Below are 19,112 nucleotides of genomic sequence, written 5' to 3' on the forward strand. Positions count from 1 at the left end.
TAATTATCTAGACAAATAAGAGTACATTACTCGCCAATCCTCAATCTTTTCTTCAAAGGATTTAATATTCTTCCCTGGTATTGGGCTAGTCGAAGGCATTTTTTGATATGCTCGACCATCTAAAACTTCAAGCCCAATATGCTTTTTAAAAACCTCAAACGCTTTTGCGCCATTAAAAAGCACCAACTCAATAGTAGGATAATGTTCAAAAAGCATTTTAAAATCATTCGGTTTCTCATTACGAATAGTTGCATCTAAGCTTCCTTTACGCTCGCACGATTCTATTGTATCCCAAAGACCAATATGGTGGTTCTTTAGCAATTGTAATCTTTCTCCATAATCCTGAGGAATATCTACTTCTAAGATTTCCCCAATAATCTGCCAAAAGTGATTGCGTGGGTTACCATAATATTGCTGCTTCTCTAATGATTGCTTCCCAGGCATTGAGCCTACGATTAGCACCTTTGTTGATCCATCAATAACTGGTGGTAATACATTTTTAAGTTCATTTGACATGATAGTCCCTCCTTCCTTATATTGTAGCGGAAAATTTGCTTCTATGTCATTGAAGGGCATAATCCCAATGGGCGCTTTCCTAAGAAAGGGTCTTTCTCTATTTGTTGGATATTTGTGATAGACTAAATCAAATGCACTCTTTTTAAGATGTTTTTGTCAACATGCTGTCACTTTAATAAATGACGAGTATTTTAAACTACATAGAGGTGAAATATGAGAAGTTGGTTCCAGTCTCTTACAGCTAGAATGATTTTTTTAATAAGTATTCTGATCCTTTTAATATGTGGACTGTTTATGTATTTTTTGCAGGAACATATTCGGGATACGACAGAAAAAGAGATGGGAGTAGAAGCATTAAATATTGCAAAAACCCTCGCATCTATGGAAGAAATCATTACGGCTTTCGATAAAGAAAATCCAAGTGAAATCATCCAGCCCATCGTCGAACCTTTAAGAAAAGAAATTGGCGCAGCATATATTGTCGTTGGAAATTCTGAAGGAATTCGTTATTCACATCCTTTCAAAGATAAAATTGGAGAAAAAATGGTTGGTGGAGACAATGATGCTGCATTGCTAGATAGACAAGCTTATATTTCTAAAACTATAGGATCATTAGGTGAATCAATTCGAGGGAAAGCCCCTATCATATTAGACAATAAAATTATCGGTGTTGTATCTGTCGGTTTTTTAACAGAAAATATCGATACAATCATTGAAAGTTATGTCCACAAATGGATCAAATACACCGCAATTATCCTTTTCATAGGCATATTAGGTGCAGTAGCTATTTCTGTTTATATCAAAAAATTATTGTTTAATATGGAACCTATTCAAATTGCTAAATTATATCAACAAAACAAGGTCATTTTAGAAACAACGGCAGAAGGTATACTGGCAGTCGATCACTTTAATCAAATTACTACCATTAATAAAAGTGCTTATGAAATGCTAGATTCAGCTCACCATAAGCCTCTTTCAGATTGGATGGGTACAAAAATTGAAGATATTTTCACGCCTAAAATTGTTGCAGAGAAAAACATTCATAATTTAGAGCTACCGCTTGATGAGCATATTATCATTTTAAATAAAGCACCTTTGGTTGAAAAGAAAAGGAAGATTGGCTCGTTATACACCTTTAGAAAAAAAGTAGATATACAAAAAATCACAGACGAATTAAAACAGATGAAGCAGTATGCAAATGTTCAACGGGCCTATACTCATGAATTTGCAAATAAGCTTCATATCATTTTAGGTTTACTTGTTCATAAACATTATCATGAAGCAATTGAATTTATTAAAGAAGAACGAAACATCCAGCTCAAAAATCAAGCTTTTTTAACTAGCAATGTGACTACCCCTCTTCTACTTGCCTTAATTCAGGGGAAAATTGCCGAAGCTGCAGAACTGGGGATTACACTCGAGCTAAAGGAGATTTCTTCATCTATCGAATTATCTAAACAACAAGAAAATGCTATCCTAACAGCTCTTGGTAATGTACTTCAAAACGCTATTGAAACTTTAAAAAGCTGGGAATCCTCGGATAAAGTGATTCAACTATCCATCAACAATTATAAAAATCATTATTTATTTGAGATCCAAGACAATGGACCAGGTATTGATAACAATATTTACGATGAAATTTTCACAAAAGGGGTATCTACTAAAGAAGGGTTAGACCGTGGACATGGACTTGCTATAAGCAAGAAAGCCCTTCAGGAGATAAACGGGGAAATTTTATTAGATTCAGGTGATTTATCAGGAGCCTGTTTTTTAATTATAGTTCCTAAAGGAGACATTGAGAATGACAACATTAAAAAGTGTATGGATTATTGAAGATGACTTTAGAGTAGCAAAAATTCACGCAGATTATGTTCATAATATAGAAGGTTTTATCGTCACTGAAAATTTACGTACAGGAAAAGAAACGATTGAAAAGCTGAAAACAACTTCTAGCTTGCCAGACATTATATTAACAGATTTATATATTCCTGATGTTGAAGGTAGCTCATTAGTAAGCCATTTACGCCACCTCTATCCATCTATAAAAATCATCGTAATCTCAGCAGCGACAGAAATAAATTTAATAAAGAATATAGTAGACTTAGGCATTCTAGATTATTTAATAAAACCCTTTGAAGAGCACCGACTTCAACGTGCATTTCAAAAATATTTGCAGGAACTTCGATTATTTCAACAAAGCAAAAATGTCACTCAAAATGACCTTGATTCATTATTTTATAGTGAATCAAACAATAAAATAGAAGATGAAGAACCTTTTGTAAAAGGTATTGATTTGCACACATTACAAATTGTTAAAAGCCTATTTGAAGATCACCAAACCCAAGAGCTCACAGCCTCACAATTAAGCGAACTCATTGGTTCTAGTCGTTCAACTGCTCGACGTTATTTAGAATATTTAGTGGGCGAGCAGTTTTTACAGACAAAACTAATTTACGGAACTGTTGGAAGACCTGAACGAAAATATGTATTTCATGGAACTTATGAACAAAACTAATTGTATGTTCTTTATTTAACATATGACTATATTATTTTCCTCTCTTTAGCACTGTGATATTTTTTTAATAATCTGAATGATTAATCACAAAGGGAGGAAATTTTTTTGAGTCTAAGTTTAATCGGATTTATCACAATTATTATTATTGTTGCTCTACTTATTAGTGGTCGAGTATCACCACTTGTAGCAATGGTGATACCACCTATCGTAGCAGCGTTTATAGCTGGCTTTAATTTCGATGAATTAGGGGAATTCTTTAATTCTGGATTAAGCTCTGTGATGAGCGTAGCTGTTATGTTTATCTTTGCTATTATTTTCTTTGGTATTATGCAGGATGTAGGATTATTCGAACCATTAATCAATAAAATGATTGCGCTTTCAAAAGGAAATATTATTGTCGTTGCCGTAATAACAGTAATAATTGCTGTAGTAGCGCAACTAGATGGATCTGGAGCTTCAACATTTTTAATTACAATTCCAGCATTATTGCCTTTATATTTACGTTTACGCATGAATCCATATCTATTGCTGTTATTAGTTGGGGGATCTGCAGCAGTAATTAATATGATTCCTTGGGGTGGTCCATTAGGTCGTGTTGCCTCGGTTTTAGAGACAGATGTAACGGAACTTTGGTATCCTCTAATCACTATTCAGATCATAGGTGTCGTGTTAATGTTAGCTTTAGCGGTGTTCCTTGGTTTTAGAGAAAAGCGCCGTATTCTGAAACAATATGGTACCCTTGACTTCACAAATGATGATCACACTATTACACAAGGTGTTGTTTCATCAGAAGTAGACACAAGCTTACAACGACCAAAACTTTTGTGGGTTAATGCAATTATTACGATTCTTGTTATCGGCGTTTTAGTTGCAGGTATTTTACCAGCGGGATTAGCCTTTTTAATTGGTGTGGCTATCGCCTTGCCAATCAACTATCGTTCTCCTAAAGAACAAATGGAACGCGTACGAGCACATGCACCAAATGCCTTAACAATGGCGTCTATCATCATTGCCGCTGGATTATTCTTAGGCATACTTAATGGTACCGGGATGTTAACTGCGATTGCCAACAATGCTGTAAATATTTTACCGTCTGGTCTATCATCTTATTTACATATCATTATTGGGATATTGGGCGTACCATTTGATTTATTACTAAGTACGGATGCATATTACTTCGCGTTATTCCCTGTAGTTGAACAGATTGGTCTATCTTTCGATATTGATTCTCTTTCGACTGCCTATGCAATGATTATTGGTAATATTGTAGGTACATTTGTATCGCCACTTGCCCCTGCTGTTTGGTTAGCTTTAGGCTTATCAGGATTAGAAATGGGGAAACACTTAAAGTACTCTTTCTTCTGGATGTGGGGATTGAGCATTACTTTACTATTCATTGCTGTAGCATTAGGAATTATTGCTATCTAAATTATTTAGAGTACCAGTTGTCGTAAATTTTTCGACAACTGGTTATTTTATATCATCGTAACGTAGGATTGATTTCCGTTCCGACTGGGCTCAATTAAGTGTCTTCCCCTTCTTTTCACCGGTGAAACTTTACATAGACATTGATTATAAAGGAAAATCAGAGCCAGCGAGAATTTCCTTCGAGCTTTTTACATGCAGTTTATTGGATGAATAATTTTTTATATATGTCCTTACTATTTCATAACCAATGCAATACCCTATCCATTGAGGAAGCTTTCCACCATATAAAAACTCAACATGATTATTTAATCCTTGATTATTAATTTGAGGCAAAAAATGTTCCTCCCAAATTTTTAACATCTCATCCAATGAATAATATTTCAACCATGGTGCTAACCATTTATCACCATAAATCTCCTCCACTGCACATTCAGCTAACCCCTCTAAAATTAATGAATCTAATAAAGTCACTTCGTCTAAAGATTTATTTAAATAGTGCAGACGGCAAACATGATTATACTCATGTGTAAATAACGCTTTAAGCTCCTGCTTTTCAAGCTCTTCTATATATAAAAACAGAGCATTTGGATAGGCAACGCCGTTTTTCTTAGTAATCGCTTGCTCCTGTGTGATCGGAAAAATATAGATTGGTATATTGGGACCGCTCCATTTCTCCTTTAAATAGATAAATTCCTTCTGGACTACTTCCCAAACGTTTTGTTTTTTTAACTTGTGAATGTCTATTTTTTCATGTGACTGAAATAGCCCCTGTTGTTGTAGTTCAAATTGTATTTCATCTGGAGATCCACCAATAAAAATCTCTACTAAACGACTGCAAAGAATAGTGCGTTGTAAGTCTTCAAGATTTTTACTGTTATCAAGTTTTTGACTAACTATTAATTCATTCAACCACTCATCTGTTGGTATTACTGACATACATTCCCCCCTTACTATAGCTTATGACGGAAGTAGACAATCGGCTAGTGATACTGTTTGTAACCGCATATATTAGCTTGTAAGGAAGTCGAAAGGAGGGATAGTTTGTGAATCCAGCTGATACTTATAATCTTTGTTGTCAATATCATGGTAAACGTGTAAGAATTACAGAAACATGTGGCAGAGTACATTATGGAGAAATAACTAGGGTGGATAGAAGACAGGTGTGGATTCTACCTGATAGACGATTTGGCGGTTATGGTTTAGGTTATTGGGGGTGGGGACCAGGAGCAGGTTTTGGAGTTGGTATCGCACTTGGGACAGTTGCCGGAATTGCCTTAGCACCACTATTATTTTGGTAATATTGAAATGACTAATTATACTATCCGCTGCGCAATGACAGACTCTGTCATGGAGAAAAAATAAGCCATTTCAATCTAATGAGATGGCTTATTTTCCTTATTGCACTTGCTCTTGTTGCTGCTTGCTTTTAATCAACTCGGATATTGTGACAAATGTATAACCTTGTTTTTTAAGTTCTGGCAAAATTTCTTCCAGTGCCTTAATAGTCTGCGCGCGATTGCCGCCTCCATCATGGAACAGAATAACATCTCCAGGCTTCGATCCCTTCAGCACTTTTTGGGAAATTTTATTAACCCCCGGCTGTTTCCAATCTTGAGTATCCTGATGCCAAGACCACATAACTACTTTGTAGCCATCCTTAACAGCGGCATTAATCATTTGATCATTATAGTAACCACCTACAGGACGGAACAAAACTGGTGCAAATCCAGTAATACCATAAATTATTTCCTTCGTCTTACGAAGTTGTCCCTTTAATTCAGCTACGGAAGCTTTAAACGGATGTGAATACGTATGATTGGCCAGCTCATGCCCTTCTGAATAAGATCGTAAAACAAGGTCTGGATATTTTTCTGCATTTTTCCCAATAATAAAAAACGTCGCCTTTGCATCATACTTTGCCAATAAATCTAAAATAGCTGCAGTATATTTTGGATGAGGTCCATCGTCAAAGGTTAGGGCAATTATTTTGTCTTTTGTGTTAATGTCCCATACAACTTCCCCTGTCTCCTCATAGTAAGGTCGACCTTTATCCGCATAAGTTGTTAACCCTGTAGAAAATACCGAAATGATTAAAAAACAAAGGGATAAAACCAATACATATTTACGTGTCATAAGCATCACCTCCCAAGTTCAAATTCACATAACTCCGTCAACTTACTATTTACGAATTACAATGAATTATACTTGTATAGGTTTGGCTGTTTTCTCCTCAAAACAATCTCCAAAAATCAATTTATGCATAAAAATTCCCTGTTATATTTTGAACGAAATGTGAAAACACTCACATAGTACTTTATTTTTTCGCAGAATGATGTAAAATAAAAGACACAACTGATATATAACAATGAGAGAAAATACCGATTTATCCTCTTGTTGTTATAGTACAAACAAAACAACAAAGGGGATTTTTCATTATGTGGATTATTACAGTTTTTGAACAAAATACTTATCGTATGTTCGAGTATAAAACTAAAAACGAGGCAACAGTTGCATTAAAAAACTTCAAACAAACAGCGATGCTTTCTTATACAAAATAATTAAAAGAATCAACTCTTGATGTAACGGAGTTGATTCTTTTATTTTGTAGAATACTAGTTGAGAGGCGCTGTTCGTTTTTGGTAGCAAATAATTTTTAATAAAAATGTCGAACACCTTTTTATCTATTGCCATATGTATATAGAGAAAAGGGGTGATTTCGGATGGTAACAATTGAGCCTATTATGATTAAAGGCCATTTTTTCACTGCGATCATTGTGCAATTACCAAAAACAACACTGCTGACAATTTCAAATGATACGGGCTACATTATGTGCGGGGCTTTAGATGTTGGTCTATTAAATGATCGCTTGGCAGACCGGAAAATTATTGCCGGTCGAGCAGTTGGTGTAAAAACAATTGATGAGCTATTGACGGCTCCATTAGAGTCCGTGACATATGAGGCGCATCAGTTAGGTATTACTGAGGGAATGTCTGGTGTAGAGGCTTTATTAAAAATGGTATAACAAGTTTTTACAAAGCGTCAGTGATTACGACTGAACGCTTTTTTACTGTCTTATGTATAAGCTATTTACGCTATCCTCATACTTTAGACAAAAGGAGTGTTCGTTTTGGATAAAAATAAACATCGAAAAATACATGTAATTTTGCTGTTCATAGTACTTATCATTTTCATATGGTCTGTCATAAAACCAGCATCCTATTTGGATTGGCTTGCAGAAGTAAGTCCTGCTGTCGTTGCAATTATTATTGTAGTCGCTATTTATAACAAGTTTCGCTTTACTACATTTTCTTATATTATTATTGCCATTTTATCCATTCTTACATTTATTGGTGGGCACTATACTTATTCGGAGGTACCTCTTTTTAACTGGATTAAAGAGGAGTTTCACTTAAAACGAAATGACTATGATCGATTTGGACATTTCCTAAAAGGTTTAATGGCCATTGTCATAAGGGAAATATTAATAAGAAAAACCCCACTAGTAAAAGGAGCATGGTTAACAGGCATCACAATAAGTATTATGCTTGCTATTGCTGCTCTTTATGAAATAATTGAATGGCTCAGTACAAAATTTTCAAAAGGTAGTAACGTAGCCAAAGATTTTTTAGGCATGCAGGGAGATCGCTGGGATGCACAATGGGACATGCTTTCGGCTTTTCTAGGGACAATTTTGACTTTACTACTATTTACAAAATTACATGATAAATTGTTAAAAAAACTCAAAAGGTAAAAAAGTTTCTTCTATAGTAAACAGTAAGGTGAGCCTTCTGCCTGGATAACATGAATTATTTATAGGTTAAAATTCAAATGTATTTTTTTCTAGATGTACTGTTTCATCTAAAGTTTTAAAAATGATATCAAAATGCTGACTATACGAATGCATATACAATTCATATTGAATTCTACGCTCTTCATGCGATTGCATTAAATAATTGATATCTGCTCCCCTTTCAAGTACATCACGGCTCGACCTTCTTTTAATTTCCGTATCATTATCTGTATAAAAATAAATTTTTAAATCAAATAATTTTGGATTAATAAATGCCACACTCATTCCCTCAACAATGGTTACTTTAGTTTTTGAAGAAATAAACGCACTTTTCATATAATGCGTATCAATTGTCAATAAATCTAGACCCTCTCTAACCATCTGAATATCTCTATCCAAAGAAGGTAAATGATGCGCCGCCGGATGGCAAGCGGTCATTTTAAAATGATGCTGTTCGTTTCGATAAGTATAGTCGATAATTGCATGCTTTCGTATATCCGAACTAACAATATACGGGTCTGTGTTCATATAATTCACTTCATCTTCGTTTAAACAGTTAATAAGCTTATTGGCGAACGTTGTTTTTCCTGCAGCACCATGTCCAGAAATACCGATAACAGTTGGTTTATCTCTCTTGTTGATCCAAGTAGCAATCTCTTGCAATAACTTATCCATCTTTCTCCCCCTGCTACTTCGCCCTTTTAATATTCAAATTAACTTTACAGCTCTAAATTTAGCTCATCACTTAACTTTAAATCTTTATTTTCCCCATATACGTTCTACAGTCACTTCATGATCCTTAACACTTAGCTGAAAAACATCTGGATTACTTAGATGAGTCCAAAATCGAAAGTCAACATCATTATTATAATTTTTCAAAAGTAAAGTAATTATATTTCCATGACTAACGATAATTGTATGTTCGGACTCACTTTTGATAGTTTCCTCAACGACGTTAACGATACGTTCCATTGCTTCGTTACTTGATTCGCCATTGTCAAATTTTAAATCCATATCCGTAAAAGTCGCTTGAAGCTTTGCATGCCAATCCGGTAAATTTCTTGTACTTAAAATGCGTTCTGCAAGGCGTTCGTCAATTTCAATATTTATATTTACCCTTTTACTTAGCCGTTCTATTGTTTGAATTGCTCGTAAAAAGGGACTAGCAATAATTCGATCAATTTTTTTGTCAGCAAAAAACTCAGCTAAAACTTCAGCTTGATGAAAGCCAAGCTCTGTTAAAGAGGCATCCGACGATTGTCCTTGGGCTTCGCAATGCCTTATTACATATATATGTTTGACCATTTCTAACCTCCTAGAGGAAATATGAAGAACCGACATCATTGTTAATCTCTGCACTTTCATAACTTCCGAACGCCATCGTCTCCCGCTTTGCCCCTCCTTTTCTAGTAAGCTCAATTTTAGTATGAATGTTTCATCAACAATGAAAATGGTATCACCTTTTACAAGCTTCAGGGTTTACATATTCATCTTTTTCTAAATTAAATGAAATTGTCTGATACTGGTGATCTCCATTTTGTCCTGTAAATAAATCTATAATATGCTCTGCTAATTTTGAAAAAGTTCTCGTCTTTAATCTCCCAGATTATAAGTTTTCATTTTACAGTTATTATACCTTCCTTACTAATTAATTCCAATTTGTTTGATACATCGCCAATTTTACCTTTCTTTAAAGTATCCGTATGTTTTTCTTTCTGATACCCTTCTAAATTAACATCTATGTCAGAGGATTCGCTGTTCGCCATAAGCCCTAATGATTTCGGTGCCTCTTTGTATGATATAGTTATATCTCCTGAAGCAGTTTCTACAAATAGTGATTTTCCTTCGCTGATTTCCTTCATAAGAACCTCACCGCCAGTCGAAGTAATTTTCATTTTTGGACTATTAACTCTAGTCATATAGCTATCACCGTTTGTAGCAGCTATTGTTAATTCGTTTAAAGTACTGTCTACGATGCTCAATTCACCATCTTTTGATGTGATTGTCCCTTTATTAGCCGTTAACCCCTTAATAATTTTAGCGCCAGAATCCGTTGAAACCGATAATTCTTCTGTTTCAATATTGTTAATTTTGATATCACCATAGCTGTTTTTTAAAGCAATCCTATCCACAGCATTTTTAGGGATATAAATGTGAATGGTATCTTTTTTTCCAAAGCTAAAATTTTTCATAACTCCTTCTTCATTGTCTTGTTGAAGTACTTTTACTTTATTTCCGTCTTTCTTAACTTCAATAGGATTGTTTTGTTGCTTCTCTTCAAATTCAATTGTTAGTTTTTCAGATTCTGTATTTTCTAATGCTATATTCCAGGACTCTATGTTTAGTTCTAGTTCTTCAATTTGCTCAATATCAAAGGACTGTTCTTCATTAACGCTCTTTTCTCCATTGATTTTAAGAGTGAAGAATATTCCTCCTAACACAATAACGAATATCAATGCTATGATTGCTTTTTTCACTTTTCATCCTCATTTCTTATTTTTAAGTTAAATCTACTTTGTCGACGTTATAGTAGGACAGATAGCCGATAATAAGCCCTAATAGACACATTATTATGGGGACAATGATAAATTGAGATAAACTTGTAGATGTATCCCCATTTGAAACCGTTGCATTAATAAGGAATCCAATTAAAACAGCTGATGTGATGGTTGTAGCTGTTGATTTTTTTCGCATGCCAAAATACAAAGGAATTAAGCTTACCCCAGCCATCATAAAAGCAATAATAAAAGTAGACGGGATTGTAGCTACCATCTCCTGAATCTTTACAGGCGTATCAAATAAGTTCATCATTGGATTGAAGACATAAACAGCGATATTGATCGTAAAGGTTGCAATCAACATGCTGAAGAAACAAAATCCGAAAACTAGAGACAGCTTAGCAAAAATAATTTTTTTCCTTTTCAATGGATACGTAAATAATAATTGAACCGTCTTATTTTTGTATTCATCTATGACTAAACGAGATAAAATGACACTCGCAAAAATGATAAAAACAATGCGAATTAAAATATTTGTTAAAGACATAAAATCTGTATAATCCTGAAACATCCGTTCATCCCCGGAACCCACGGCCATCAGTGCAACTGCCGCAAAAATTCCAACAATACAAATGACTAAGCCTTTAAAATAGCTAGTTATATGATTCTTTTTCCATTCAAGCCTTAAAAGTTTAAGCAATTTGATTCCCTCCATTAATAAGATTTAAGAAATACTCCTCTAAATGCTGTTGCTGTTTTTCAATGCCATTGACAGCAATGTCATTTAAAATAAGTTCCTTATTAATTTGAGATTGAGAAATGTCATGATCAAAAATTCGAATACAATGCTCATTGATCATTTCATATTTTCGGATACCTAACTTGTCCTCTAACACATGAATTGTTTTTTTCACATCGTCTATTTTAATCTCCAAGTACTCCATATTCTCTTTTCGAATATCCTCCATTTTTACCTCTTTCAATAATTGCCCCTGATGAAGGATACCGATTGTATCTGCTATTGATTCTACTTCTGACACGATATGACTTGATATCAAAATAGTGATTCCATGCTCTTCTTTTAATTGTAGTAAAAGCTCACGTATATCTTTAATCCCTATAGGATCAAGACCATTAATCGGCTCATCCAGAATTAGAATCTCTGGTTTCGTAACAATTGCCCGTGCGATGCCCAATCTTTGCTTCATCCCTAGCGAAAATTCATGTATTTTTTTATTTTCCACTCCATCCAGACCTACAATATCTAGTGCCTTTTTTACAGCTCCTTTTTCATAAACACCAACATACTCGCAGTGAAGCTCTAAATTTTCCTTTGCTGTCAGCCTTTCGTAAAACTCTGGGTATTCGATAATACTGCCTATTTTGCTTAAGTACTGATAGGAAGTAGGAGAAATGGATTGATTACATATTTTAATGTCACCTGAAGTTGGTTTTACTAAATTTAAAATCATCTTCATGATTGTTGTTTTACCAGCTCCATTCGGACCTAAAAACCCATAAATCTCTCCCTTCTTAACATTCATATTGACATTCGAGACCGTTTCGACTCCTTTAAAGCTCTTCGTTAATTGCTGTATTTGAATAACAGTTTCCATGTTGTGTACTCCTTACAATTTTGATTTCGTTACATTAATCTTAATAAGCGAAAGTAAAAACAAAGTAAACTCGATGGAAAATGACAGTAATTTTTTCAAGAGAGTAAGGATATGTAGATCAGAAGCTGTTATGATGAGATTGAAAAGAGGGGGATAAAAATGGAAACTTCCGAAAGAATTCTAATCGTAGATGATGAGATTGGGATATTAAAATTATTAGAAATTACGTTACGAAAAGAAAACTTTATAAATATTGATACTGCCTCAACGGGAAAAAGTACACTACAGCTTGTAAAGGACAATCAATACGATGTTATTTTGCTCGATATTATGCTACCAGATATTAGTGGCTTTGAGCTTTGTACGGAAATACGGAAACATACGAATACACCCATCATTTTTGTCAGTGCTCGCTCTACTGATTTTGATAAATTAACGGGATTGGGTATTGGCGGAGATGATTATATTACAAAGCCTTTTAATCCTTTAGAGGTCGTCGCTCGAATAAAAGTCATCCTTCGACGTCAAAAAATGTATGAAAGTTCTCAACAACAGCAGACTACAAAATTTGATTTCGGTTATTTTGCTCTTAATCCTGAATCCGCTACATTAACCGTTCACAATCAGCTTGTCGAATGTACAGCTAAAGAGCTTGAGTTGCTACACTTCTTTTGTAAAAACCCAAATCGTATTTTTACCACTTCACAGCTTTATGAATTCGTGTGGGGAAATGATGTATATGGTGAGGAGAAAACCGTAACGATTCATATTTCAAAGCTAAGGAAAAAGCTTGGCGATGATACGCGTAAACCTAGAATAATTGTGAATTTAAGGGGCATTGGCTATAAATTCATTCCACCAAAAGAGGATTCACTATGCGAATAAACACTCGATTTACGTTGCATCTTGCAATGGGGATTATTCTGTGGATACTTTTGAGTGGTATTTGTATTGTGATCGGGCTCGAAGGTATTCTCCCACTCTTTAAAAAATCTGTTAGTGAAGCTTATCAGAGTCTACTAGTCGCATGGATTTTCGGATTTAGCACTCTTGCTTGTATTGCTGTATTCGGTTGGTATTTTGGTGGTCCTCTTGGTTTTATCATGTCTTGGATTTATCAGCTCTCACAGGAAAACTACAAACAACCTGTTGGACTATCTAAAATCTATACACGCAAAGGAAAGCTCCGTATGCGTTATATGTTATATCAAGAGGTACTTCAACACCTACAATCCTTATCAGGAAAATTAAAAGCTGCTGAAACAGAACGTGAAAAGGTGGAACAAGCAAAACAAGAATGGATTGCTGGTATTTCACATGATTTAAAAACGCCATTAACGTATATTACAGGCTACTCTACCCTACTATTAAACGATCAATACAATTGGTCCAAGGAGGAAGCCCGTTCCTTTATTCAAGAGATTGCAGATAAAGGCAAGCATATGGAGGAACTTATTCAAGATTTAAGTCTCGTCATTCAGTTTAATACTACAGAAGGTCAGTTACCCTTGCACAAAACCAAGCAGGATATTGTGGATTTCACAAAGAGAATCGTTGCTACTATAAGCAACAATCCACAGGCCAATGACTATATATTGCACTTTAAAACTGATACATCCGTTATAAACACTGACTTTGATACGAAATTCATGCAACGCATTTTACAAAACATTCTTATGAATGCCGTTATCCACAATCCACCTAATACAGATATTTATACACAGATTTTTGATAGAACAGAGCATGTAGAAATTCACATTGTGGATAATGGCATAGGGATGTCTCAACACATGATGGAGAATATATTCCAACAATATTATCGTGGAACCACTACAGAATCTTCATCTGAAGGTACTGGACTAGGTATGGCGATCGTTTCTAAGCTCGTTCAAGCTCATAATGGCACTATCTCAGTACAGAGCGAACCTTCTAATGGAACAACGTTTATTGTTACATTACCCAAAGGATAATATGGGAATTGAACATTTTTGGACGCCTCCTGAGTAGTTGGTTGATGGACCCGAGCAGTTTTTTGGTGAACCTGATCACTTTTGAGACAAACCCGATCACTTTCGGAGCGGACCTGATCACTTTTGAGCGGACCTGAGCAATTTTCTGAAGGATCCAATCACTTTACCAGAGCCATTCATGAAATCGTATTGTTTTACATATATTTAAGCATCATAAATTAGCTCACTCAATAAGGAGGATTTCATGCAATCTGAAAAATTGCGACTAAGAAATATTCAACACCTTGCTCATGAAATTACAGATGAAATGAATAGAGGTGGCGAACTTACTCACTTAGAAACATTGATTCCTGTTATTGATAATTTATCTCGTGCCATTGGCGATTTAACAGATTCCTATGGACAGTATTCATTAGATTATGTAGAGGAAAAAGTGAAAAATGCTCATACACTTCTGTTTAACAAAGAAAAAATAAATGTCTATTTATAAAGATGGGAAAAGGGTAACCGTTTGATATGGTTACCCTTAAATACTTTAATGTGTTTCAGGATTGAATGTTTTGCAATCTGTTTCTTCACTATTTGATGCCTGTTGTCCCTTTTGACTTACAACATAGATTTTTTCTGCACCACATCTGTTTCCAGAGTTCCAAAATGTACAGTTATTGACTTCACATAGAATTTCTTGTGCCATCGTTTCCACACCTCCTCTTTTGTTATCATTAACAAAAGCGAGGTATTTTAATACTTATTTATAGAACCCAATCCGTATAAGTCATGTTGTAATGAAACGGAAATGCTCCTACAGCATCTTCTATTGCATGAGTATATTGTTATTCCATAACCTTTGTTGGTGTAGCCTCTTGAACAATTATCATGCCATCATATGCCTCAGCAGGAGTCATTTTAATTGTATAAAGCATCTGCGTGAACTTGTACCAGAAGCTAAAATCATCTCCGATATTACCCATTCGTTGTTTTTTAGCCACGATGTCCGCTAACTCCTGAGATTCATTTGCCTTTTTAAAGTCTACATAAAAAATATTTTCCTTCACTTCGCTAAAAGCATCTATTAATGCATTATGGTGCTCAATTGTATATTCTTTTCTTTCGCCAGATCCATTTTGTGCCTGGAACGTATTGTTAACAAAGTCAGTCCCAATGGCAAAGTACGCATCTTTATATACTTCGTCTAAATAGTGGCCCATAGATTTATATCCTGCCACATTTGCAGAAGTTTTTTCTATATGGCCATTATGAGCAGACATGAGTACTTTATCATGACCTTGAGCCGCTTCAAAATCAACAATCCATTGTAAGTTGTTTGCTAAATATTCATCACGAAGACTCATATAATTACCGTCATTTAAAAATAATTGCGTCCGTTGCTTCATGATTTGTGCATATTGAGCAGCAAATAAATAAGTTTCTTTCGACGATTGTTTTTCATAAGCGTCTTTATTTGTTTGTAAATCCTTTATGATGGCATCAATACTTTTGTCCAACTCTTCTAGCTGACTACTTGATAAATCCCTCATTGTTTTATTCGTCACATCTTTTAACTGTGCCTTATATTTCTTTGCAGCTTCACTATTAACTACTTCGTAATATGCTAATAACCCTTTTTTACTATAATCATAGCGTTGCATATCGTTTCCATAAAAATAAATTTTATCTTTCTCATCTGCAGTCTCATTATAATCATGCATCCACTGAACAAACTCAATCATTTGCTCTGTTTTATAGATCCCATAATCCAAAGCTTTTACCGCTTCCTTAGCTGTGCCAGTACCATTTAAAATAAACTGATTTATTTGCTGAGCGCCACCAAAATCACCTTCTAAAACAAAAACACGAACATTTTCATTTTTTATTAGAGCCTGAAATACATCCTTCTTTAATGTTTGGAATTCAACGTTTCCATGTGTCGCTTCTCCAAATCCGATTACTTTCACATCATTTGGAATATCGATATCTTCAACCGCGGATGTATATTTTGCGGCATCCTTCACAGCTTCTCCCTTTCCGCATCCCGCTAAAGATACTAAAAGAAATAGTGCCGAAATTAATAAAAAACTCCTTTTAACAAATACCATTTAAAAAAATCTCCCTTTATCTATAAAAAAGTTATCCCGCGTTAACGGGCAGTAGTTCACGTTTTAGAAGGCGTATTAGGATTAACTGACCTTAATCAGTGGGTTGAAATATCTTCCCACTGATTAAAGTTCACTTTACACAGCTTTTCGTTGGAAATATAAATACCCTCCAAGGAAAAACAGTACGAAGCCTCCTCCTACAACTGTTAATAATTGCTCCCAAGGCACGAAGAATACATCACCTGTATTACCACCTATATTCATCATCAAGAAGGGCTGCCCCCATGGATAGTAAGGTCCAAAACGTGCTGAGTTGACTGCTAATATAGACGGTAAAGTAAATACAACATTTACTGCAAATGGAGCAGCAAAACTTTTAAACATGATGGACAGCCATAGCTGCAAAGCGACTAATGGCAATGTCGCTAGCCATCCACCAAAAATACTCTTCCATACAATTTCCATTGGGAAAGGATCTGAGTAGCCTTTCAAAAGACCTACTGCATATATAGAACATAAATATAGTATCTGCATCACCAGCACAAGAAGCATAATTAAAGCATATTTTGCGACAAATACTTTCCCTCTTGTCACAGGTAGTGCTAAAAGTTGTTTCCAGCCGCCAGATTGATGCTCGTATCTACAAATAAGACTTGCAAATACTCCTGAAATTAAAGGCAGAAATAATAATGCATAGAGTAAATTCATAGAGATTAAAGAAATATACCATTCATTAATTTCAGCATCTGATAAAATATTATTTGAATTCATTGATAACCCTATAAAAAGTCCGATCATTGGTCCCGCGAAAATGATTGGCACCACTTTTGATTTACGTAATTTATACCATTCAGCGCTCAGTATAGACCCCATTACTTTACATCCCTTCTAGCAAAATCTATCATTCCGATAATATACAGTAAAATACCAATGCCTACGCCAAGCATGACATTAATAACGGGCTCATCCCAATGATTCATTAAAGATGGCCATTTCCAAATCATCCAATCTGGCAATACATAAGAGGAATAGGCAAAAATCACGCCGAAAATACCTACAGTGATCGGAATCCCCTGATTCTGACAAACGCTTGCAATCCAAAGCTGCAGTGCCAATATTGGTAACGAAGCAAAATATGGATAATAAGCAAATTTAGCAAGTTCCGCATATGGTATGCTATCTCCTAAGTCTAAAAACACTCCATAGGCCATTGTCATTAGCATTAAAATCGTGGAAGACATAAACAATAAAATAGCTAGAACAGTGAATTTTGATAAATACACCGTTAATTTTGATACCGGTAGAGCAATTAATTGTTTCCAAGCATTCGTTTCATTTTCAATACTTGCCATAAACGAAGTTAAAATGGCAATCCCTAAAACGATAGCAAGTGGAGTAAAAGAATGAACATTTAATAAGTAGTAGCCCCAATCGTCCTCGCTTTGCTCTAGCAAATAGTCCTTCCTTAAACCGTAATTCACCATTTGCATCGCAACAACACCTATTGGTCCTAAAGCTGTTAAAAACCATAATCCTTTGCGTTTAATTTTCAAAAAGTCAGAAGTTAACAGTTTCCCTATCATAGCGCATGCTCTCCTGTTGTCATTTGAAGGAAAATCTCCTCTAAAGATCGTTTCTCTTCCTCTACTCGATAAACCGAAACGCCTTCTTGTACAAGAATTTGTACAATATGCGCTACCTTTTCGTCTGAGCATTCATCAAATAAAATGAGGTCATCCTTATGTTCTGCTTTAATGCCATTTGCCACTAATGAACGCCAGCCCTTTTCACCATCGCTCACTTTAATGACTACCTTCGGCTGAGCAAATCTACGCATTGCTTCAATTGAATCTTGGAAAATCATTTTACCCTTTGTGACAATACCCACTTGTGTAGCCATCTGATCAATCTCAGATAATAGATGGCTTGAAATAATAATCGTCATTCCATATTCTTCAGGCAGTCGTTTAATCAAATTACGAATTTCGATAATACCAGAAGGATCAAGACCATTCGTTGGCTCATCTAAAATAAGTAATTCAGGATTATTTAGTAAAGATGCCGCTATACCTAAACGTTGCTTCATCCCAAGGGAAAAGCCCTTTACTTTTTTATCTGCGGCATCCTTTAAACGAACAATATCTAATACTTCATCGATACGTGATTTCGGTACACCTAAAATTTTTCTTAATGCTTCTAAATTTTCATAAGCTGTTAAATGCGGATAGTAGGAAGGGTTCTCTACTAATGAACCAACCTTTGCTAAAATATTCATTCGTTCCTTCATTAAATCTTTTTGGAAGATTTTAATGGTCCCAGAAGATGGTTTCATTAACCCAAGCAGCATACGAATTGTCGTCGTTTTTCCCGCTCCATTCGGTCCTAAAAATCCATATATTTCACCTTTGCGTATTTTTAAATTTATATTTGATACAGCTTGCTCTTTACCAAAACTCTTTGATAAATTTTCTGTTTGTACGATATATTCCATTGTCCTCACCTCTGTAATTATCATAAGTAATGAAGGTTAAAAACAGGTAAGGTTCAAGGTTAAATTTTGTTTAAAAAAGCTATTTACCATAACATGGGGTTGATTTCCGTTCCGGCTGGGCGCTTTGTAGCTGACGCTTCGTTTTCGCTACAGATCATTAAAAAGAAAATAACAATTCCATTGCCTTACTA

At 35.0% G+C, this 19,112-nt stretch carries 23 protein-coding genes; 10 read left to right on the forward strand and 13 right to left on the reverse strand.

The window, feature by feature from the left end:
• Nucleotides 1-3: 3 nt before the first annotated feature.
• Nucleotides 4-516 (reverse strand): DNA-deoxyinosine glycosylase, encoded by a 513-nt coding sequence (locus MOK21_RS15280; RefSeq protein ID WP_249074854.1) that lies wholly within the window; start codon nt 514-516, stop codon nt 4-6.
• 246 nt (nt 517-762) lie between these two features.
• Between MOK21_RS15280 and MOK21_RS15285 the strand changes: the two genes are divergently transcribed.
• From MOK21_RS15285 to MOK21_RS15295, 3 genes are all read left to right on the forward strand, one after another.
• Nucleotides 763-2,349: an ATP-binding protein gene (locus MOK21_RS15285; RefSeq protein ID WP_249074855.1), complete on the forward strand. Its 1,587-nt coding sequence runs from the start codon at nt 763-765 to the stop codon at nt 2,347-2,349.
• Nucleotides 2,318-3,031, forward strand: a complete 714-nt coding sequence (locus tag MOK21_RS15290; RefSeq protein ID WP_249074856.1) for a response regulator — start codon at nt 2,318-2,320, stop codon at nt 3,029-3,031. The genes MOK21_RS15285 and MOK21_RS15290 overlap by 32 nt, the downstream gene beginning before the upstream one ends.
• Before the next feature lie 105 nt (nt 3,032-3,136).
• Nucleotides 3,137-4,459 carry a CitMHS family transporter gene (locus tag MOK21_RS15295; RefSeq protein WP_249074857.1) on the forward strand — a complete coding sequence of 441 codons (1,323 nt, stop codon included), beginning with the start codon at nt 3,137-3,139 and terminating at the stop codon, nt 4,457-4,459.
• 144 nt (nt 4,460-4,603) lie between these two features.
• Here the strand turns inward: MOK21_RS15295 and MOK21_RS15300 are convergent, their stop codons facing one another.
• On the reverse strand, nt 4,604-5,395 hold the full coding sequence (locus MOK21_RS15300) for a DUF2268 domain-containing putative Zn-dependent protease (protein WP_249074858.1): 792 nt from the start codon (nt 5,393-5,395) through the stop codon (nt 4,604-4,606).
• A 107-nt stretch (nt 5,396-5,502) separates the two neighbouring features.
• On the opposite strand from MOK21_RS15300, the gene MOK21_RS15305 reads away from it, so the two are divergent.
• Nucleotides 5,503-5,757: a hypothetical protein gene (locus MOK21_RS15305; RefSeq protein ID WP_249074859.1), complete on the forward strand. Its 255-nt coding sequence runs from the start codon at nt 5,503-5,505 to the stop codon at nt 5,755-5,757.
• A gap of 97 nt (nt 5,758-5,854) precedes the next feature.
• Here the strand turns inward: MOK21_RS15305 and MOK21_RS15310 are convergent, their stop codons facing one another.
• The gene (locus MOK21_RS15310; RefSeq protein ID WP_249074860.1) at nt 5,855-6,592 is read right to left on the reverse strand and encodes a polysaccharide deacetylase family protein; all 738 of its coding nucleotides are present in this window, start codon (nt 6,590-6,592) and stop codon (nt 5,855-5,857) included.
• Nucleotides 6,593-6,894: 302 nt separating this feature from the next.
• On the opposite strand from MOK21_RS15310, the gene MOK21_RS23795 reads away from it, so the two are divergent.
• From MOK21_RS23795 to MOK21_RS15320, 3 genes are all read left to right on the forward strand, one after another.
• The gene (locus tag MOK21_RS23795; protein ID WP_256469487.1) at nt 6,895-7,017 is read left to right on the forward strand and encodes a hypothetical protein; all 123 of its coding nucleotides are present in this window, start codon (nt 6,895-6,897) and stop codon (nt 7,015-7,017) included.
• A 162-nt stretch (nt 7,018-7,179) separates the two neighbouring features.
• Nucleotides 7,180-7,482 (forward strand): YunC family protein, encoded by a 303-nt coding sequence (locus MOK21_RS15315; RefSeq protein ID WP_249074861.1) that lies wholly within the window; start codon nt 7,180-7,182, stop codon nt 7,480-7,482.
• Between the two features lie 105 nt (nt 7,483-7,587).
• Nucleotides 7,588-8,211, forward strand: coding sequence for a DUF2238 domain-containing protein (locus MOK21_RS15320; protein ID WP_249074862.1), 624 nt, complete (start codon nt 7,588-7,590; stop codon nt 8,209-8,211).
• A 66-nt stretch (nt 8,212-8,277) separates the two neighbouring features.
• On the opposite strand, the gene MOK21_RS15325 is transcribed toward MOK21_RS15320, so the two are convergent.
• The 5 genes from MOK21_RS15325 to MOK21_RS15345 all read right to left on the reverse strand — a co-directional run bounded on the left by MOK21_RS15325 (nt 8,278) and on the right by MOK21_RS15345 (nt 12,364).
• Nucleotides 8,278-8,925, reverse strand: coding sequence for a uridine kinase family protein (locus tag MOK21_RS15325; RefSeq protein ID WP_249074863.1), 648 nt, complete (start codon nt 8,923-8,925; stop codon nt 8,278-8,280).
• 84 nt (nt 8,926-9,009) lie between these two features.
• Nucleotides 9,010-9,555 (reverse strand): histidine phosphatase family protein, encoded by a 546-nt coding sequence (locus MOK21_RS15330; protein WP_249074864.1) that lies wholly within the window; start codon nt 9,553-9,555, stop codon nt 9,010-9,012.
• A gap of 311 nt (nt 9,556-9,866) precedes the next feature.
• Nucleotides 9,867-10,727 (reverse strand): DUF4097 family beta strand repeat-containing protein, encoded by an 861-nt coding sequence (locus tag MOK21_RS15335; protein ID WP_249074865.1) that lies wholly within the window; start codon nt 10,725-10,727, stop codon nt 9,867-9,869.
• A gap of 22 nt (nt 10,728-10,749) precedes the next feature.
• Entirely contained in the window at nt 10,750-11,448 is a 699-nt protein-coding gene (locus tag MOK21_RS15340; protein WP_249074866.1) for an ABC transporter permease, read from the reverse strand.
• Complete coding sequence (locus tag MOK21_RS15345; RefSeq protein WP_249074867.1) at nt 11,441-12,364, reverse strand: ABC transporter ATP-binding protein; 924 nt, start codon at nt 12,362-12,364, stop codon at nt 11,441-11,443. Before MOK21_RS15345 ends, MOK21_RS15340 begins: the two co-directional genes overlap by 8 nt.
• 159 nt (nt 12,365-12,523) lie before the next feature.
• Here MOK21_RS15345 and MOK21_RS15350 point away from each other — a divergent pair, with 159 nt between their 5' ends.
• The 3 genes from MOK21_RS15350 (at nt 12,524) to MOK21_RS15360 (ending at nt 14,824) form a co-directional block, all read left to right on the forward strand.
• The gene (locus MOK21_RS15350; RefSeq protein WP_249074868.1) at nt 12,524-13,249 is read left to right on the forward strand and encodes a response regulator transcription factor; all 726 of its coding nucleotides are present in this window, start codon (nt 12,524-12,526) and stop codon (nt 13,247-13,249) included.
• Nucleotides 13,240-14,334, forward strand: coding sequence for a sensor histidine kinase (locus MOK21_RS15355; protein WP_249074869.1), 1,095 nt, complete (start codon nt 13,240-13,242; stop codon nt 14,332-14,334). Before MOK21_RS15350 ends, MOK21_RS15355 begins: the two co-directional genes overlap by 10 nt.
• 244 nt (nt 14,335-14,578) lie before the next feature.
• On the forward strand, nt 14,579-14,824 hold the full coding sequence (locus MOK21_RS15360; RefSeq protein ID WP_249074870.1) for a group-specific protein: 246 nt from the start codon (nt 14,579-14,581) through the stop codon (nt 14,822-14,824).
• Nucleotides 14,825-14,869: 45 nt separating this feature from the next.
• Here MOK21_RS15360 and MOK21_RS15365 read toward each other — a convergent pair whose 3' ends face one another.
• The 5 genes from MOK21_RS15365 to MOK21_RS15385 all read right to left on the reverse strand — a co-directional run bounded on the left by MOK21_RS15365 (nt 14,870) and on the right by MOK21_RS15385 (nt 18,921).
• Entirely contained in the window at nt 14,870-15,028 is a 159-nt protein-coding gene (locus MOK21_RS15365) for a DUF1540 domain-containing protein (RefSeq protein ID WP_082172635.1), read from the reverse strand.
• Between the two features lie 139 nt (nt 15,029-15,167).
• On the reverse strand, nt 15,168-16,430 hold the full coding sequence (locus MOK21_RS15370) for an erythromycin esterase family protein (protein WP_249074871.1): 1,263 nt from the start codon (nt 16,428-16,430) through the stop codon (nt 15,168-15,170).
• Between the two features lie 135 nt (nt 16,431-16,565).
• The gene (locus tag MOK21_RS15375) at nt 16,566-17,303 is read right to left on the reverse strand and encodes an ABC transporter permease (RefSeq protein WP_249074872.1); all 738 of its coding nucleotides are present in this window, start codon (nt 17,301-17,303) and stop codon (nt 16,566-16,568) included.
• Nucleotides 17,303-18,013, reverse strand: a complete 711-nt coding sequence (locus MOK21_RS15380) for an ABC transporter permease (RefSeq protein ID WP_249074873.1) — start codon at nt 18,011-18,013, stop codon at nt 17,303-17,305. The genes MOK21_RS15375 and MOK21_RS15380 overlap by 1 nt, the downstream gene beginning before the upstream one ends.
• Nucleotides 18,010-18,921 (reverse strand): ABC transporter ATP-binding protein, encoded by a 912-nt coding sequence (locus MOK21_RS15385; RefSeq protein WP_249074874.1) that lies wholly within the window; start codon nt 18,919-18,921, stop codon nt 18,010-18,012. Before MOK21_RS15385 ends, MOK21_RS15380 begins: the two co-directional genes overlap by 4 nt.
• Nucleotides 18,922-19,112: the final 191 nt, after the last annotated feature.

It is taken from the genome of Lysinibacillus sp. BPa_S21 (assembly GCF_023337795.1).
Classification (GTDB): Bacteria; Bacillota; Bacilli; order Bacillales_A; family Planococcaceae; genus Lysinibacillus.

Coding starts and splice junctions, on each gene's coding strand:
- MOK21_RS15280 (WP_249074854.1), bottom strand. CDS start 516: ATGTCAAATGAACTTAAAAATGTATTACCACCAGTTATTGATGGATCA.
- MOK21_RS15285 (WP_249074855.1), top strand. CDS start 763: ATGATTTTTTTAATAAGTATTCTGATCCTTTTAATATGTGGACTGTTT.
- MOK21_RS15290 (WP_249074856.1), top strand. CDS start 2,318: ATGACAACATTAAAAAGTGTATGGATTATTGAAGATGACTTTAGAGTA.
- MOK21_RS15300 (WP_249074858.1), bottom strand. CDS start 5,395: ATGTCAGTAATACCAACAGATGAGTGGTTGAATGAATTAATAGTTAGT.
- MOK21_RS15310 (WP_249074860.1), bottom strand. CDS start 6,592: ATGACACGTAAATATGTATTGGTTTTATCCCTTTGTTTTTTAATCATT.
- MOK21_RS23795 (WP_256469487.1), top strand. CDS start 6,895: ATGTGGATTATTACAGTTTTTGAACAAAATACTTATCGTATGTTCGAG.
- MOK21_RS15315 (WP_249074861.1), top strand. CDS start 7,180: ATGGTAACAATTGAGCCTATTATGATTAAAGGCCATTTTTTCACTGCG.
- MOK21_RS15325 (WP_249074863.1), bottom strand. CDS start 8,925: ATGGATAAGTTATTGCAAGAGATTGCTACTTGGATCAACAAGAGAGAT.
- MOK21_RS15330 (WP_249074864.1), bottom strand. CDS start 9,555: ATGGTCAAACATATATATGTAATAAGGCATTGCGAAGCCCAAGGACAA.
- MOK21_RS15345 (WP_249074867.1), bottom strand. CDS start 12,364: ATGGAAACTGTTATTCAAATACAGCAATTAACGAAGAGCTTTAAAGGA.
- MOK21_RS15350 (WP_249074868.1), top strand. CDS start 12,524: ATGGAAACTTCCGAAAGAATTCTAATCGTAGATGATGAGATTGGGATA.
- MOK21_RS15355 (WP_249074869.1), top strand. CDS start 13,240: ATGCGAATAAACACTCGATTTACGTTGCATCTTGCAATGGGGATTATT.
- MOK21_RS15360 (WP_249074870.1), top strand. CDS start 14,579: ATGCAATCTGAAAAATTGCGACTAAGAAATATTCAACACCTTGCTCAT.
- MOK21_RS15365 (WP_082172635.1), bottom strand. CDS start 15,028: ATGGCACAAGAAATTCTATGTGAAGTCAATAACTGTACATTTTGGAAC.
- MOK21_RS15370 (WP_249074871.1), bottom strand. CDS start 16,430: ATGGTATTTGTTAAAAGGAGTTTTTTATTAATTTCGGCACTATTTCTT.
- MOK21_RS15375 (WP_249074872.1), bottom strand. CDS start 17,303: ATGGGGTCTATACTGAGCGCTGAATGGTATAAATTACGTAAATCAAAA.
- MOK21_RS15380 (WP_249074873.1), bottom strand. CDS start 18,013: ATGATAGGGAAACTGTTAACTTCTGACTTTTTGAAAATTAAACGCAAA.
- MOK21_RS15385 (WP_249074874.1), bottom strand. CDS start 18,921: ATGGAATATATCGTACAAACAGAAAATTTATCAAAGAGTTTTGGTAAA.